The organism is Mycobacterium sp. 050272, assembly GCF_039023525.1.
GTDB lineage: Bacteria > Actinomycetota > Actinomycetes > Mycobacteriales > Mycobacteriaceae > Mycobacterium.
The window spans coordinates 446,645-461,455 of record NZ_JBCHKV010000003.1 but is presented as its reverse complement, the minus strand read 5'-3'; the positions used below and the strand labels follow the sequence as shown (position 1 = coordinate 461,455).

Sequence of the window (14,811 nt, the reverse complement as noted above, 5' to 3'; positions counted from 1 at the left end):
ACACAGCGCAAGGAGGTCGGGTAGAACATTCACCAGGACCCACCACCTGCGGAATTACGTGAACGCCGGGAGCGGGAATTACGTGAACGCCGACAGCCTGTCCGCTACTACCCTCCCACACCGAGCCCGTCCTCGTCGGCGTGCGCCGCAATCCGCGGTTCGGCAGAGCGGGCCATGCTCGACCAGCAAAACTGTTGCGGCACGGACTTTCTCCCACGCGCTACGGCGTGATGAGGGTTTGCGTCCAAGTCGCACCAATAGAGACGCAACAGGATGAGGTTTGAAACACCTACCGCGCCATGTTGGCGAAGCGCGACAGGTGCAGCTGGTGGGCGACGGTGACCGTCTTGGTCGGACCGTTGCGGTGCTTGGCCAGGATGAAGTCGGCCTCTCCCCCACGCGGATCGTCGCGCTCGAAAGCGTCCGGCCGGTTCAGCAGGATGACCATGTCGGCGTCCTGCTCCAGCGATCCCGACTCACGCAAGTCCGACAGCATCGGCTTCTTGTCGGTGCGCTGCTCGGGACCACGGTTCAGCTGGCTGATCGCGACAACGGGAACCTCGAGCTCCTTGGCCAACAGCTTGAGATGCCTTGAGAATTCGGATACCTCGAGCTGACGCGACTCGACCTTCTTGCCCGACGACATCAGCTGCAGATAGTCGACCACGACCAGACGCAGGTCGGCCTTCTGCTTGAGCCGGCGCGCCTTGGCCCGGATCTCCATCATGGTCAGGTTCGGCGAGTCGTCGATATACAGTGGCGCCTCGCTGATTTCGCTCATCCGCCGCGCCAGCCGCGTCCAGTCGTCATCGTTCATCCGACCCGAACGCATGTCGGCGAGTTTGATTTTCGCTTCCGCCGACAGCAGCCGCATGACGATCTCGGACTTACTCATTTCCAGCGAGAAGATGACGCTGGCCATCCGGTGCTTGATCGAGCACGACCGCAAAAAATCTAATCCAAGCGTCGATTTCCCGACTCCAGGACGAGCCGCCACGATGATCATCTGCCCGGCGTGCAGACCGTTGGTCACGTCGTCGAGTTCGGTGAAACCGGTCGGCACGCCGCGCGCGACTCCACCGTTCGAGGCGATGGCGTCGATCTCGTCCATCGTCGGCTGCAGCAGGTCCTCGAGCGGGACGAAATCCTCCGAGGTTCGCCGCTCGGCGACCTCATAGATCTCCGCCTGGGCCCGGTCCACCACCTCGGCGACATCGGCGCCCTCGGCACCGGCGTAGCCGTACTGCACGACCCGCGTTCCGGCCTCCACAAGCCGGCGCAGCAGCGCCTTCTCGGCCACGATGTCCGCGTAGTACCCGGCATTGGCGGCGGTCGGCACCGTCGAAATCAGGGTGTGCAGATAGGGCGCTCCACCGATCCTGCGCAGCATTCCACGGCGGTCCAGTTCGGCGGCCACCGTCACGGCGTCGGCGGGCTCCCCGCGGCCGTACAAGTCCAGGATCGCGTCGTAGACGTTCTGGTGCGCGGGGCGATAGAAGTCGCCGGGCCGCACCCGCTCGAGCACATCGGCGATGGCGTCCTTGCTCAGCAGCATGCCGCCCAACACCGACTGCTCGGCGGCCAGATCCTGCGGCGGTTGACGGCTGAACTCCTCGCTGGGCGGCGACGAGTCCATCCCGGGCGCCAGGTCATCTACGACAGCCACGGACTCACACCTCCCTCAGGTAAACATGATACGAACATACATTCGATAGGCGACACTCAACAACGTCGATCAGGGCACTCCCACTTCGGTCCCATGCGCCCGCAAAGCCTTGCGCCGGGAAGACCGTAAACGTTGCTGGCCTGCTGTTAAAAGGGCCGCTGTTCATAAGGCTGTGCATCGTGTGTGCATATCCATCGACACCTGTGTTGAGTGGGGTGTGGAGAACCTGTGGAACAAAACGCGGCGCTGCGACATCCCTGCAGATAAGGGTCGTACAGGGATGGTGAATTCGTGTGGAGAAGAATCTCCTCGGCGTGTCGTCGCAGGTTACTGTGCCGGGCGTGTTGGCTTTCGGCCATATTTTCGCCGCGTTACGAGGGGGTTAAGGGGTCCACTCGGGGACGTCACCCAAATAGTTCGCCAGGCCGACCATCCACAGGGGAACCCGGCGGCGCTCTGAGCGCACGACAAAATCCGGCGGCCGCCGATTAACGACAGCCGCCGGATACGAACGAACGGTGCTGAGTTAGCTATCCGCGACGACGTTGAGCGCAACGTCGACATTGATCTCGGGGTGCAGATGCACCGCCACCGAATGGGTGCCGACCGCCTTGATATGCGACTTGGGCAGCCGAATAATGCGCTTGTCGAGATTAGGGCCGCCGGCCTTCTTGATTGCTGCGGCGACATCCCCGGCCGTCACCGAGCCGAACAGCTTGCCCGAATCGGCGGCCGTCTTCACCGGCAGCGAGACCGGACCGAGCGCCTCGATCACCGTCTTGATCTCGTTGGCGTGGCCGAGATCGCGCACGGCCTTGGTCTCGCGGGCCCGGCGGATCTCATCGGCCTGCTTCTGTGCGCCGCGTGAGGCAACGATCGCCAGGCCACGCGGAAGGAGGAAGTTACGGCCGTACCCGTCCTTGACCTCGACAGTCTCGCCGACGGTACCGAGATGGTCGACGTCGGCCGTCAGAATCAGCTTCATCGTTTTCGTACTTTCGGTTGGGTCCGGCGGTTATCGCGCCGACGACGTGAAGGGCAGCAGAGCCACCTCGCGGGCGTTCTTCACCGCGATCGCGATGTCGCGCTGGTGCTGCACGCAGTTACCGGTGACCCGGCGGGCCCGGATTTTGCCGCGCTCACTGATGTAAGTGCGCAGCAGTGTCGTGTCCTTGTAGTCGATCGATTGCCCCTTCTTCGAGCAAAAGACGCACTTACGTGTCTTGATCGGCTTTTCCGGGGCCGGGCGCCGTTTCGTGGACTTGGGCATGTGTTTTTACTTTCCGTTTGCTACTGGTCTTGTGTGGTCCGAAGGTCTTTGACGTCAGAACGGAGGTTCTTCGTCGCCGCCGGCGAAGGAACCCGACGCAGGGGCACTGCCCCACGGGTCGTCCGCCGGTGCGCCGCCGCCCGACTGGGCCGGAGCCGACTGGCGGGATCCGCCACCGCCGCTGCCGAATCCGCCGCCTCCGCCGCCACTGCGGCTGGCTTTGTTGACCTTGGCGGTCGCATAGCGCAGCGAGGGCCCAATCTCGTCGACCTCAACCTCGACGACGGTGCGCTTCTCACCTTCGCGGGTTTCGAACGAGCGTTGCTTGAGCCGTCCGGTGACGATCACCCGTGATCCACGGGTGAGGCTTTCCGCGACATTCTCGGCAGCCTCGCGCCAAATGTTGCACCGCAAGAACAGCGCCTCGCCGTCTTTCCATTCCCCGCTTTGGCGGTCGTACATCCGGGGTGTGGACGCCACAGTGAAATTCGCGACGGCAGCACCCGACGGCGTGAACCGCAGTTCAGGGTCGGCAGTCAGGTTTCCGACAACGGTGATAGTGGTGTCACCAGCCACTGGTGCCTCCTGGGTCTGTCCTGGTTCTCGGTGGTTTCGCTGAGCCTACGCAGCCGTGCCGACGGCCGGAACTCAGTGCTTGTCGGTGCGCATCACCTTGGTGCGCAACACCGACTCGTTGAGGCTGAGCTGACGGTCGAGTTCGGACACCGTGGCGGGGGCCGCCCTGAGGTCGACGACGACGTAGATGCCTTCGGCGTGCTTGGCGATCTCGTAGGCCAGCCGGCGCTTGCCCCAGATGTCCACCTTGTCGACGGTTCCGCCGTCCTTGCGGACGACGTTCAGAAACGTCTCCAGGGACGGAGCAACCGTGCGCTCGTCAAGTGTGGGGTCAAGAATGACCATGATTTCGTATGGACGCATGGAAACCTCACCACCTCCTCTGGTCTAAGCGGCCACGGTCGATCCGTGGCAGGAGAGTCGCCTGCGTCGGCAACCGCCCCAGGGTACCGGACGACCAGCCAGGACCCAAAAACGCGTATCCATCGCTCGCAGACGCTAGATCTGCGCCCCACCGGACGCGGGGACTCCAGCGAGAGCTGGGACGACGACTTGACGCGGCGGTCACTTCCGGGACTGGAGGTATTCCTCGGCACGAGCTTTGGTCGCTGCGTCAGCCTTGGCCAGCGAACCGGCGTCGAACGGCGGCTGCGGGTCGTATTCGATGATCAGCTGCGCGGCCTGCGCGGCAACGCGGTCGACGAGGAGCTCGGTGAGCCGCAGCGCCATGTCGATCCCGCTGGACACTCCGGCGGCAGTAATGATGCGTTGCGGTAGGTGCTCGACGACGCGGTCCGGCACGTAGCGCGCACCCAACTCGTTGAGCAGATCCGCGGCGCGCCAATGCGTCGTCGCGGTCAGCCCGTCGAGCAGTCCGGCGCCGGCGAGCAGCAACGCACCCGTACACACCGAGGTCGTGAAGATTGTTCTCGGATGCACCGCCCGCAACCACCCGGAGATGGTTTCGTCGTGGACCAGCTTGCGGGTCCCGATGCCGCCGGGCACGACGACGACATCGGGCGCGTCGATCTCATCGAAGGTCGCGTCGCAAGCGACGCCGAGCATGCCATTCTCCGTGCGCACCTCGCCGCGCCGGTGCCCGACGAACGTCACGTCGATCGACGGAATGCGTTGCAGCACTTCATACGGTCCGACGGCGTCGAGTGCGGTGAAGCGTGGGAACAACGGGATTGCGACCAGCATCACGCCTGCCTTTGACCGGTTGTCGTCTCGAGTTCGGTATCGGTGTCGAGCGTGGGCGCCGATACGACGGGCCGTCGCGCCCGGCGCGGACGCAGCCAGTCCGGCAACCAGCCGGGCGGTGCATCGGGAGCGCGGTCGAACGGCCCGCCGGCCGGGTCGTCCACCCGCCCGTTCCATCGCACCAAATCCTCGTCGGGGTGGTAGATCTGGCGGATCACCAACGCGCACAACACAACAACGGCGATGTCACGCAGCAACACCGTCGTGGTGAAAAACTGCTCCGGCAGCGAACGATTCGGGTTTCCGTACAGGTAGTACATCCGCGGCGCCCACACCACCGCGTCGATCGTCATCCAGGTCAGCAGCACCCGGCGATGTGGCAACGCCAGCACCGCAAGCGGCACCAACCACAGCGAGAACTGCGGGCTCCACACCTTATTGGTCAGCAGGAACGCGGCCACGACGAGAAACAGCAACTGCACCAGGCGTGGCCGTTGCGGAGCGGTGAGCGCGATGTAAGTGATTGCGGCACAACATACGACGAACGAGACGGCGACCACGGCGTTGAGCACCGCGGGCGGCTCCCAGAAGCCCAGCTTCGGATCGAAGCCTGGCCAGCCGGTGAACGACTTGACGACGTTGTACACCGAGTCCATGTCGTCGCCGCGGCGGGCGTTGAGCCGGAAGAACTCCGACCAACCGCGCGGAAAGAGCACCAGCACGGGCAGATTCACCAGCGTCCAGGTGAGCACGGTGGCCAACACCGTACGAACCAGCGCACGAACACGGCCGGTACGAACAGCCAGCACCAGCATCGGTCCCAAGAACAACAGCGGATACAACTTTGCCGCGGCGCCCAACCCGATCAGCACACCGGCCAGCACCGGTTTACGTCGCGCCCAGGCGAGCAGCCCGCTCATCGCGAATCCCGTTGCGAGCGCGTCGAAATTAGTGAAGATCTGGAAGATCAGCAGCGGCGAGGCGGCCACCAGAGCCGCATCCCAGATGCGGCGGCCAGACAGGCCCGCGGTGGCCCACACTGTCGCGAGCCAGGCCAGGGCCAACCCGAACGCGGCGATGTCGAAGAACACCACCACCTCGGCGATCACCGGAAGCGGGGCCAGCTTGCTCAATGCGGTGTAGGTCTTGGCCAGCGCCATCGACACGTACTGGTAGACCCCGGTCAGCACCGGATACTCCATGTAGCGCACCGCGGGCTTGCCGTCATAGCGGGTCTGCGGTGCACCGCTCGAATCGGTTTCGATCCAGCTCGACTTGTACGGAAACTTGCCCTGGTTCAACAACTCCGCGCCGTACAGCGGCACCGTATCCGAGTAACACAACTCGTAATAGGCGCGCTGATTGTCCCAGTTGGCCACGCGCTGATCACCGGTTCCGGTGCCGGAACTCTGCAGGCACGCCGCCTTAGTCGACCAGCCCAGCGCCAGGAACACCAGAGCGAACACGAACATCACCCGCACCGGCGTCATCAGCCGAGCCCGGCCGATCAGCGCATGCCGCCCCACCGGGCCGCCGATCGCATCGGCCATGGCGGCGCCCAAAGAGTCTGTGCGGCTGGGGCAATCGCGATTGTCCGCGCTGCGCCGATCATCGGCCAGCGGGCGAGGAGAAATGGTGGCGCTCTCCTGCTGAGCGCCGGTCACGGTGGCGGTTGACCGAATGGCGGCGGAGCCGGTTCGGGCGGTGGTGCCTGTCCCGGTGGTGGTGGCGGCGCCCCGGTGATCGTCGTCGGCGGGCCCACCGGAATGGTGATGCCCGGGGCGACCTCGATCGTGGGCTGGATGACGGTCACCTGGGGCGGCGGCGGAGGCGGCGGGGCCGGAACCCCCGCATAGCCGCCGATCTCGGTCGGTTTGGGGAAGGTCTCGTTGGGGGTGCCCTTCAGCGCACCGTCCATCGTCGACTTCCAGATGTCAGACGGCAGCCCCGAGCCGTAAACCTCTGCGCCCGAAGCCGTTACCAGCGGCACATTGTCCTGGACGGTCCCGACCCACACCGCCGTCGACAGGGACGGGGTGTATCCGACCATCCACGCGTCCTTGTTGGCCTGGGTGTCGCCCAGCTGCACCGTGCCGGTCTTGGCCGCCGACGCCCGGCCGCCCGACAGGGCGTGACCGCGCGAATAGGAGGCGATCGGTTGCATCGCCGCGGTGGTGTTGTCCGCGACCGCCTTGTCGATGCGCTGGTCGGCGCCCTTGTCGGAGGTTCCGGCGTCGAAAAGCACTTGGCCCTCGGCATTGACGACCTTTTGCACCAGGTGCGGCGGGTGGTACACGCCGGACGCGGCCAGCGTGGCGTACGCCGAGGCCATGTCGACCGGTCGAGTTTGATATTGGCCCAGCACAATTCCGTTGTTCGGCGGACCACCCTTGCCGTCCTCGGACAACGTGTGCGGGACGCCCGGGAAGCTCTTGGCGATGCCGGCCTCGTGTGCGGCGTCGGCGACGGCGGCCGGTCCGTTCTTGAGTTTGAGCATCAGCCGGTAGTAGGCGGTGTTCAACGACATCTTCAGCGCCTCGGCGATATTGCACGTGCCGCAGTTCTCGCCGTCGACATTGGTGATCTTGATGCCGTCGACCGTCAGCGGTGAGCTGTCGACTTGGTAGCCCAACCCGATGCCCTGCTGGAGGGCGGCCACCAGCGCGAACACCTTGAACGACGATCCGGTCTGCAGCCCGGCCTGCGCGAAGTCGAAGCCGTTGGCGTCCGAGCCGCCGTAGTAGGCGCGGATCGCGCCGGTGTGCGGGTCGATGGACACCACCGCCGAGCGCATGTCGGGGTCTTGTCCGTCAAGGTATTTCGAGACGGCCTTCTCCGCGGCCTGCTGAGCCTTGGGATCGATCGTGGTGGTGACCTGCAATCCCTGAGTGTTCAGGGTCTGCTCGTCGATGTTGAACAGCTCCATCAACTCTTTGGTGACCTGACGTTCGATCAGGCCGTTGGGACCGGTGGTCTGGTTCTGTGCGCGCGCTTGATCGGGCGGGACGGTTTGGGGGAATTGCTGTGCCGCACGATCGCTCGGCGATAACGCCTTGGTTTCCACCATGCCGTCGAGGACCCAGTTCCAGCGGGCCTCGGCACCCTTGGGATCCACGGCCGGGTCGAGCGAGGACGGCCGGCGAATCAGCGCCGCCAACAGCGCTCCCTCGGAAACGGTCAGCTGGTCAACGGGTTTGTCGAAGTAAGCCTTGGACGCCGCCGAGATTCCGTAGGCGCCGCGCCCGAAGTAGATGATGTTCAGGTAGGCCTGCAGCACTTCGTCTTTGGACCACTCCCCCGACATCTTGGTGGCGATGACGAGTTCCTTGGCCTTTCGCAGCAGGCCCGCGAACCCGTGCTGCGCGGAGCCGACGAGTGCGTTCTTCACGTATTGCTGCGTGATCGTCGACCCGCCCTGCAGGCCGCCGCTGCCGAACAGGTTGTTCTCCACCGCGCGCGCGAAGCCGGTGAAGTCGAACCCCGGGTTCGAATAGAAGTTACGGTCCTCGGCGGCGATGACGGCCTGGCGCACGTGCACCGGCACCTGGTTGATGTTGACGTCGACACGATTGCCCTCGGGCGGAACGATTTTCGCAATCTCCGAGCCGTCGCTGGCCAGGATCGTCGAGACCTGGTTGGTGCGGATGTTGCCCGGCTTGGGAATGTCGACGATGAAGTACGCCATCGTGAAGGTGACGATCGGCAACAGGATCAGCACCGCTGCGCTGAGGTAGGCAGCGCGGCGCACCCAGCGCCAGTTGATCTGCTCGGCCCAACTCGGCGCCGTCGCCCGGTGGCTCGGCACATCGGGGCCGCCGGCGTCGCCGGGCCGTCGCGGTGGCGGCGGCGGCGGAGGGCCTTCCGGCGGCCGACCCGACATCGGGCGGTCGCGCCTCGCCGGGTTCGACGACCGGCCGTCCAGGGCGGCCTTCACTTCTTCGATCGGATTGCGGGGCGCGGACCTGGATCCAGGACCACCCAGCGCGGCTTTGACCTCGTCGATCGGGTCGGACCGGCGGGGAGCCCGGTCGTCGGCGACCGCCGGCAGGATCGTCGTCTGCCGATCGTCGGGGGGAACGCGGCGACGGGTCCCGCCATCGCCGCGATGCGCCGAACGATCGGACTCGTCGGGACGATCGGCGCTGGGTTCCTTGCTCATACGCTCAGTCGCGGACCTGCTCGGGTCGTCGGGCGACTGATCGTGGCGCCCTTCGTTATTCAATGGCCGCGCTGGCGCCGTTGCGTGCCGTCCGCGGACCGCGGGTTCCCTTGGGAGGTCGTTCCGCGCCGAGCACATACGACTTGACTAGGTGGTTCCAGCTGCAGGTTCGGCACACCTCGACCACGTGAACCGAGAACTCCGTGAACTTCATCGCCAGCAAGACCAGCTCCTCTGCGGTGCGAGCCGAACCCGACACCGCGCCCAGGTGATCACCGAACACCCAGGACACCAGCGTGAGCTGTTCCTTTCGGCAGATCGGGCACATCACCTGGCTGGTTTTGCCGTGAAACTTCGCGGCGCGCAGCAAATAGGGATTCGCGTCGCAGACCTCGGTCACACCCGTGCGGCCCGAGTACACCTCGGCCAGCAGTGAGCGGCGCCGAAGCGCATAGTCCACCACTTGTCGCTGCAGTCGCACGTTCACCAGAGTACGTCGCCGTCGGCACCGCCGATACGCAACCGCGGCTGTCAGCACCGCTGCGCCGCGGTAACAACAGGTGACTTCTACGATCATCCGCATGGCGAAATGGCTGGGCGCACCACTCGGCGGCGGCGTGACCACCGCGACCCGCGCCAAAGACACCGACCGGCAAGACACCTGCACGGTGCTCGACAACGCCCTGGCCGACGGCGAGCTGTCCGGCGAAGAACATCGCGAGCGCGTCAGCAAGGCCACCAACGCGGTGACACTCGGCGACCTGAAGCTTCTGGTGCAGGATCTGCAGGGCAGCACCCCGGCGCGGCTGCGCGCGGCAAAGTCCACCACCTCACCGGCCGTCCGCTCGCGCGGCATCGCGATCGCCGCGTTGGTCGTGTCGGTGTTGTTCGGCATGGGCCTGGGCTGGGGGCTGTACGGGAACACCAGCTCACCCCTGGACTTCACCTCCGACCCGGGCGCCAAGCCCGACGGCGTCGCGGCCGTGGTGTTGACCCCACCCAAACAACTGCAATCCCTCGGCGGGCTCACCGGTCTGCTGGAACAGGCCCGCAAGAAATTCGGGGACACGGTCGGCTACCGGCTTCTCGTCTATCCCACCTATGCCAGCTTCTATCGCCCGGATCCGGCCGACGACCGCCGGGTGCTGGACTACGACTACCGCGGCGGCTGGGACGACCCGACCGTCTCCCCCAGGACCGACGCCAAGGCCGTCGCGGCCGACCTGGCCAAGTTCGACGTCAAGACGGCGGTCGGCATCATGCGCGGCGCCCCCGAGACGCTGGGCATCAAGGCGGCCGAGGTCAAGTCGACGTACCTGATCGTCGAACCGGCCAAGGATCCGACCGCGCCCGGTTCGCTCACGCTGTCGGTGTACGTCTCCAGCGACTACGGCAGCGGTTCGATTGATTTCGCCGGTGATGGCACCGTCAAGCGGGTGAACTACCCCTCCAGCTGAATCGGCCGAGGCGCGCGCTGACGGCGTTGAGCGTGTTTGCGCGCTTGCACTCGACGCCGAGGTTTCCGTGCCTGTCCGGGGGACAAACTGCATGCCAACACCCGGTAGTGTTGTGGCAAATATATCGAGGCGATACTATTACGCGACGCGTCGGCAGGACGTAACCAGTTATGCAAAGGAGGTGACTCGATGCTCGAGCTCGCGATCCTTGGGCTCCTGATCGAATCGCCGATGCATGGCTATGAGCTGCGGAAGCGGCTGACCGGCCTACTCGGTGCGTTCCGTGCATTTTCGTACGGTTCGCTCTATCCGGCGCTACGGCGCATGCAGGCGGATGGGCTGATCGCCGAGAACGCGGCGCCGGCCGGGACTCCGGTCCGGCGGGCCCGTCGGGTCTACGAGCTGACCGAGAAGGGTCGGCAGCGTTTCGGCGAGTTGGTGGCCGATACCGGTCCGCACAACTACACCGACGACGGCTTCGGGGTACACCTGGCCTTCTTCAACCGCACTCCGGCAGAGGCCCGGATGCGGATCCTCGAAGGTCGCCGCCGTCAAGTCGAGGAACGCCGGGAGGGTCTGCGTGAAGCCGTTGCGCGGGCCAGCAACTCACTCGACCGCTACACCCGTCAGCTCCACCAACTCGGGCTCGAGTCCAGCGAGCGCGAGGTCAAGTGGCTCAACGAGCTCATCGCCGCCGAGCGCGCGGCACCCGGGCTCACCGAGCAGGCATAACAACCCACGGCCATTCGAGACATAGGTAATTGAAGGTAAGGAGAACGCCCTATGAGTGAGCACAGCGCGCCCCAGGCGTCGACGGAGGTTCGAGTCGCCATTGTCGGCGTCGGTAACTGCGCGTCGTCGCTGGTTCAGGGCGTCCAGTACTACTACGACGCCGACCCGAACAGCACCGTGCCCGGTCTGATGCACGTGACGTTCGGCCGCTACCACGTCCGCGACGTGAAGTTCGTGGCCGCGTTCGACGTGGACGCCAAGAAGGTCGGCTTCGACCTGTCGGAGGCGATCTTCGCGTCGGAGAACAACACGATCAAGATCGCCGACGTGCCGCCGACCAATGTGACGGTGCAGCGCGGCCCGACACTCGACGGCATCGGCAAGTACTACGCCGACACCATCGAGGTGTCCGACGCCGAGGCCGTCGACGTGGTCCAGGTGCTCAAGGAGGCCAAGGTCGACGTCCTGGTGTCCTACCTGCCGGTGGGCTCCGAGGAGGCCGACAAGTTCTACGCGCAGTGCGCGATCGACGCCGGTGTGGCATTCGTCAACGCGCTGCCGGTGTTCATCGCCTCCGACCCGGTGTGGGCCAAGAAGTTCACCGACGCCGGTGTCCCGATCGTCGGTGACGACATCAAGAGCCAGGTCGGCGCGACGATCACGCACCGCGTGATGGCCAAGCTGTTCGAGGACCGCGGTGTGCAATTGGACCGCACCATGCAGCTCAACGTCGGCGGCAACATGGACTTCCTCAACATGCTCGAGCGTGAGCGGCTGGAGTCCAAGAAGATCTCCAAGACGCAGGCCGTGACCTCAAACCTGCAGCGCGAGTTCAAGACCAAGGACGTGCACATCGGCCCGTCCGATCACGTCGGCTGGCTCGACGACCGCAAGTGGGCCTACGTGCGGCTGGAGGGCCGTGCGTTCGGTGATGTGCCGCTGAACCTGGAGTACAAGCTCGAGGTGTGGGACTCACCGAACTCGGCCGGCGTCATCATCGACGCGGTGCGGGCAGCGAAGATCGCCAAGGACCGTGGCATCGGCGGACCGGTCGTGCCGGCATCGGCCTACCTGATGAAGAGCCCCCCGAAGCAGCTCCCCGACGATGTCGCGCGGGCCCAGCTCGAAGAGTTCATCATCGGCGCCGACTAGTTCAAACTGGTGCGCCGCCCTGCGGCGCACTGCGGAATCGAACGCACCGGGCGGTTCGATTCACTCATCGGGTGTGCGGTGAGGTCGCGTCTCACAACGAAACTGCGACCTCACCGCACACTCTTTTTTGTGCGTGAGTGTTGCGCTGGCGGTTTTCAGGGTGCGCTCACGGCTGAAATATCCCTATATCCGCGCCCTGGCCGCACCCTCGAAGCCGGGATTGCACACTCCGTCAACAATTTGCTGTGCAGTCGCTTAGCATTACGCGGAGCACCCCTCGATGAGTCAGGCGTAGTCACGGATGAAAGTTCAGCCCGCCGCGTTCCTGCGTACCACCCTGCCCCTAGATATGTCCCGGCTCGCCGAGCTCGACGGCGGGCGCTACCACTCGATCTGGCTGCCCGATCACATGGTCAGCTTTTGGCCGGACTCGATCTGGACGCCAGAGTTCACCGACCTCGCCACCGCGTCGCCGTCGCCGCATCGCCATCTCGACGGCCTGTCGGTAGCGGCGGCGGCCGCGGTGCTGACCGAGCGCGTTCCGCTGGTGAGCGCGGTAGTCGACACCGTGCGGCGCCACCCTTCGTTGCTCGCCCAGACCGCGCTGACCATCGACCATCTCTCGAAGGGGCGCTTCATCCTCGGCCTGGGCAGTGGCGAGAGTGAGAACACGTTGCCGTACGGCTTCGACTTCTCCCGCCCCGTCGGCCGTTTCGAGGAAGCCCTGACGGTCATCAGGCTGCTCTGGGAGAGCAACGGCCCGGTCGACTTCGAGGGGCGGTTCTACACGTTGCACCACGCGCGGTTGGACACCGAGCCGTATCAAGGACGGTTCCCCCAGATCTGGATCGGCGCGAGCGGCCCGCGCATGCTCGACATCGCCGGCCGTCACGCCGACGGTTGGTGGCCCGCCGGGGCGTGGACCCCCGAGCATTACGCCGAGATGCTTTCGGCGGTAAGAAGATCCGCCGAGCGCGCCGGCCGCGATCCGATGGCGATCACGCCGGGCTTCATGCAGGTGTGCCTCATTGGCGAAGACGAAGACGCTCTTGCCGAGATCCTGCAGGCGCCGCTGGTCAAGGCATTCTTGCTACAGGTATCGGCAGAGACATTGCGCGGCTTCGGATTTGAACACCCGATGGGCCCGAGTTGGCGCGGCTTCCAGGACATCGATCCCGCGGTGCTCACCCGCGAACGGATACTGACGTTCCTGGACACCGCGCAACCCGAGATGCTGCTCGCCGTCGTGCCGCATGGCACTGCACGCGAGGTCGCGAAGATCATCAAGACCTATGTGGACGCGGGACTGCGGGTGCCCAAGATCCTCGACTACGGCGCCATGGCCGGCCTGACGTATGCCGCCGCGTCGGCCGCGAATGTCCTTGCCGCAGAGGATGAACTGCTGCAGCTGTGCGGAGATTTGTCGTGAGCGCACACCTGGTCGCTGTCGAGCTGCTGCGTGCCGCGCAGGCCGAGACCGGACTGCACGACTACGGCGACCGGACGTTGCCGGAACGCTTCGCCGTGGCCGTCGATCATCTCAACAGCCTCGGCATGGACGCCGCTGGCGCCGCCGCGGCCGCGCAGGTATGTCGCTGGCTGCTGACGTCGCGGCTGGAATTCATCGACGACCGCAACCGCTACCCGATCGGCGACGAAGTGATCGAGGCGCCGATGTTCGTCACCGGCGAACCACGTTCGGGGACAACGTTGATGCACGCTCTGATGTCCGTCGATCCACACGGGCGGGCGCTGCGCTTCTGGGAGGTGATGTACCCGTCGCCACCACCGGGGCTGGCGGCCGACGACGACCCGCGGCGTGCGCGGGCCGACGCCGACTGGCGCGAGATCAACGCGAAGATGCCCAAGTGGCTGCACAGCCACCCGTACAACGACATGCTGGGCGACGGCCTGCCCGAGGACGAGCGCACCTGGGCCTTCGACTTCCGGGTCATGACGCCGACGGCGTGGTGGCGGGTTCCGATGCAGTCGCTGGTCGGCGGGCTGGCCACCGATGCGAGCGCGCAGTACCGGCTGCACAAGGCGATGCTGCAACAGCTGCAGTACAACCGTCCGCGAAAGTACTGGGTGCTCAAGGGCTTTCACGGGTTCCGGCTCCAGGAGATGTTCGAGGCGTACCCCGACGCCACCCTGGTCTGGCTGCACCGCGACCCGGTGCAGGTCGCGGCGTCGCGCACCATGATGATGGCCGACATCGCCGAAGGCATGGTCGGCCCGGTCGACCTGCACGCCCTGGCGAAGATGCATCTGGAGTTGACCCGCGCCGGCGTCGCCAACACGATGACCAATCCGATGGTGGACGATCCGCGCATCCAGCACATCCGCTACACCGACTTCATCGCCGATCAGGTGGCGACGGTGCGACGTTACTACGCATTCGCCGGCCGTCGGGTCACGCCGGAGGCCGAGTCGGCGATGCGCGACTACCTGGCCAACAATCGCGGCGACCGCTACGGCAAGTTCCGCTACTCCACTGCGCTGTTGAAAGACATCGGCGAAGATCTCGATGCGCTGCATGCGGAATTCCGGCCATTCCGTGAGCGATTCGGCGTCGAGATCGAGAATCGTGGCTGAC

14 protein-coding genes are annotated in these 14,811 nt (G+C 65.4%); 5 read left to right on the top strand and 9 right to left on the bottom strand.

Going from position 1 to position 14,811, the window contains the following annotated elements; all coding sequences use genetic code 11:
• Positions 1–289 precede the first annotated feature (289 nt).
• The 9 genes from dnaB to AAHS21_RS09900 all read right to left on the bottom strand — a co-directional run bounded on the left by dnaB (position 290) and on the right by AAHS21_RS09900 (position 9,355).
• The gene (gene dnaB / locus AAHS21_RS09940; RefSeq protein WP_342927483.1) at positions 290–1,666 is read right to left on the bottom strand and encodes a replicative DNA helicase; all 1,377 of its coding nucleotides are present in this window, start codon (positions 1,664–1,666) and stop codon (positions 290–292) included.
• 526 nt (positions 1,667–2,192) lie between these two features.
• Positions 2,193–2,651 (bottom strand): 50S ribosomal protein L9, encoded by a 459-nt coding sequence (gene rplI, locus AAHS21_RS09935; protein ID WP_342927482.1) that lies wholly within the window; start codon positions 2,649–2,651, stop codon positions 2,193–2,195.
• A gap of 30 nt (positions 2,652–2,681) precedes the next feature.
• Positions 2,682–2,936 carry a 30S ribosomal protein S18 gene (rpsR, locus tag AAHS21_RS09930; RefSeq protein ID WP_066819628.1) on the bottom strand — a complete coding sequence of 85 codons (255 nt, stop codon included), beginning with the start codon at positions 2,934–2,936 and terminating at the stop codon, positions 2,682–2,684.
• Between the two features lie 54 nt (positions 2,937–2,990).
• Positions 2,991–3,512 carry a single-stranded DNA-binding protein gene (locus AAHS21_RS09925; RefSeq protein WP_096290758.1) on the bottom strand — a complete coding sequence of 174 codons (522 nt, stop codon included), beginning with the start codon at positions 3,510–3,512 and terminating at the stop codon, positions 2,991–2,993.
• 72 nt (positions 3,513–3,584) lie between these two features.
• A complete protein-coding gene (gene rpsF / locus AAHS21_RS09920) occupies positions 3,585–3,875 on the bottom strand; it encodes a 30S ribosomal protein S6 (protein WP_342927481.1) in 291 nt (96 codons plus the stop codon).
• A 201-nt stretch (positions 3,876–4,076) separates the two neighbouring features.
• A complete protein-coding gene (locus AAHS21_RS09915; protein WP_342927480.1) occupies positions 4,077–4,715 on the bottom strand; it encodes a DJ-1/PfpI family protein in 639 nt (212 codons plus the stop codon).
• On the bottom strand, positions 4,715–6,379 hold the full coding sequence (locus AAHS21_RS09910; RefSeq protein WP_342927479.1) for a glycosyltransferase family 87 protein: 1,665 nt from the start codon (positions 6,377–6,379) through the stop codon (positions 4,715–4,717). The genes AAHS21_RS09915 and AAHS21_RS09910 overlap by 1 nt, the downstream gene beginning before the upstream one ends.
• Positions 6,376–8,874, bottom strand: a complete 2,499-nt coding sequence (locus AAHS21_RS09905) for a transglycosylase domain-containing protein (RefSeq protein ID WP_342927478.1) — start codon at positions 8,872–8,874, stop codon at positions 6,376–6,378. The genes AAHS21_RS09910 and AAHS21_RS09905 overlap by 4 nt, the downstream gene beginning before the upstream one ends.
• A 55-nt stretch (positions 8,875–8,929) precedes the next feature.
• Positions 8,930–9,355 carry a DUF5318 domain-containing protein gene (locus AAHS21_RS09900; protein ID WP_090608281.1) on the bottom strand — a complete coding sequence of 142 codons (426 nt, stop codon included), beginning with the start codon at positions 9,353–9,355 and terminating at the stop codon, positions 8,930–8,932.
• 100 nt (positions 9,356–9,455) lie between these two features.
• Between AAHS21_RS09900 and AAHS21_RS09895 the strand changes: the two genes are divergently transcribed.
• From AAHS21_RS09895 to AAHS21_RS09875, 5 genes are all read left to right on the top strand, one after another.
• Entirely contained in the window at positions 9,456–10,331 is an 876-nt protein-coding gene (locus AAHS21_RS09895; protein WP_342927477.1) for a DUF1707 domain-containing protein, read from the top strand.
• A 189-nt stretch (positions 10,332–10,520) separates the two neighbouring features.
• Positions 10,521–11,063, top strand: a complete 543-nt coding sequence (locus tag AAHS21_RS09890; protein WP_096291465.1) for a PadR family transcriptional regulator — start codon at positions 10,521–10,523, stop codon at positions 11,061–11,063.
• A gap of 51 nt (positions 11,064–11,114) precedes the next feature.
• A complete protein-coding gene (locus tag AAHS21_RS09885) occupies positions 11,115–12,215 on the top strand; it encodes an inositol-3-phosphate synthase (RefSeq protein ID WP_342927476.1) in 1,101 nt (366 codons plus the stop codon).
• 301 nt (positions 12,216–12,516) lie between these two features.
• Complete coding sequence (locus tag AAHS21_RS09880; protein WP_342927475.1) at positions 12,517–13,644, top strand: LLM class flavin-dependent oxidoreductase; 1,128 nt, start codon at positions 12,517–12,519, stop codon at positions 13,642–13,644.
• Positions 13,641–14,810: a sulfotransferase gene (locus AAHS21_RS09875; RefSeq protein WP_342927474.1), complete on the top strand. Its 1,170-nt coding sequence runs from the start codon at positions 13,641–13,643 to the stop codon at positions 14,808–14,810. Before AAHS21_RS09880 ends, AAHS21_RS09875 begins: the two co-directional genes overlap by 4 nt.
• The last annotated feature ends 1 nt before the right edge of the window (position 14,811 follow it).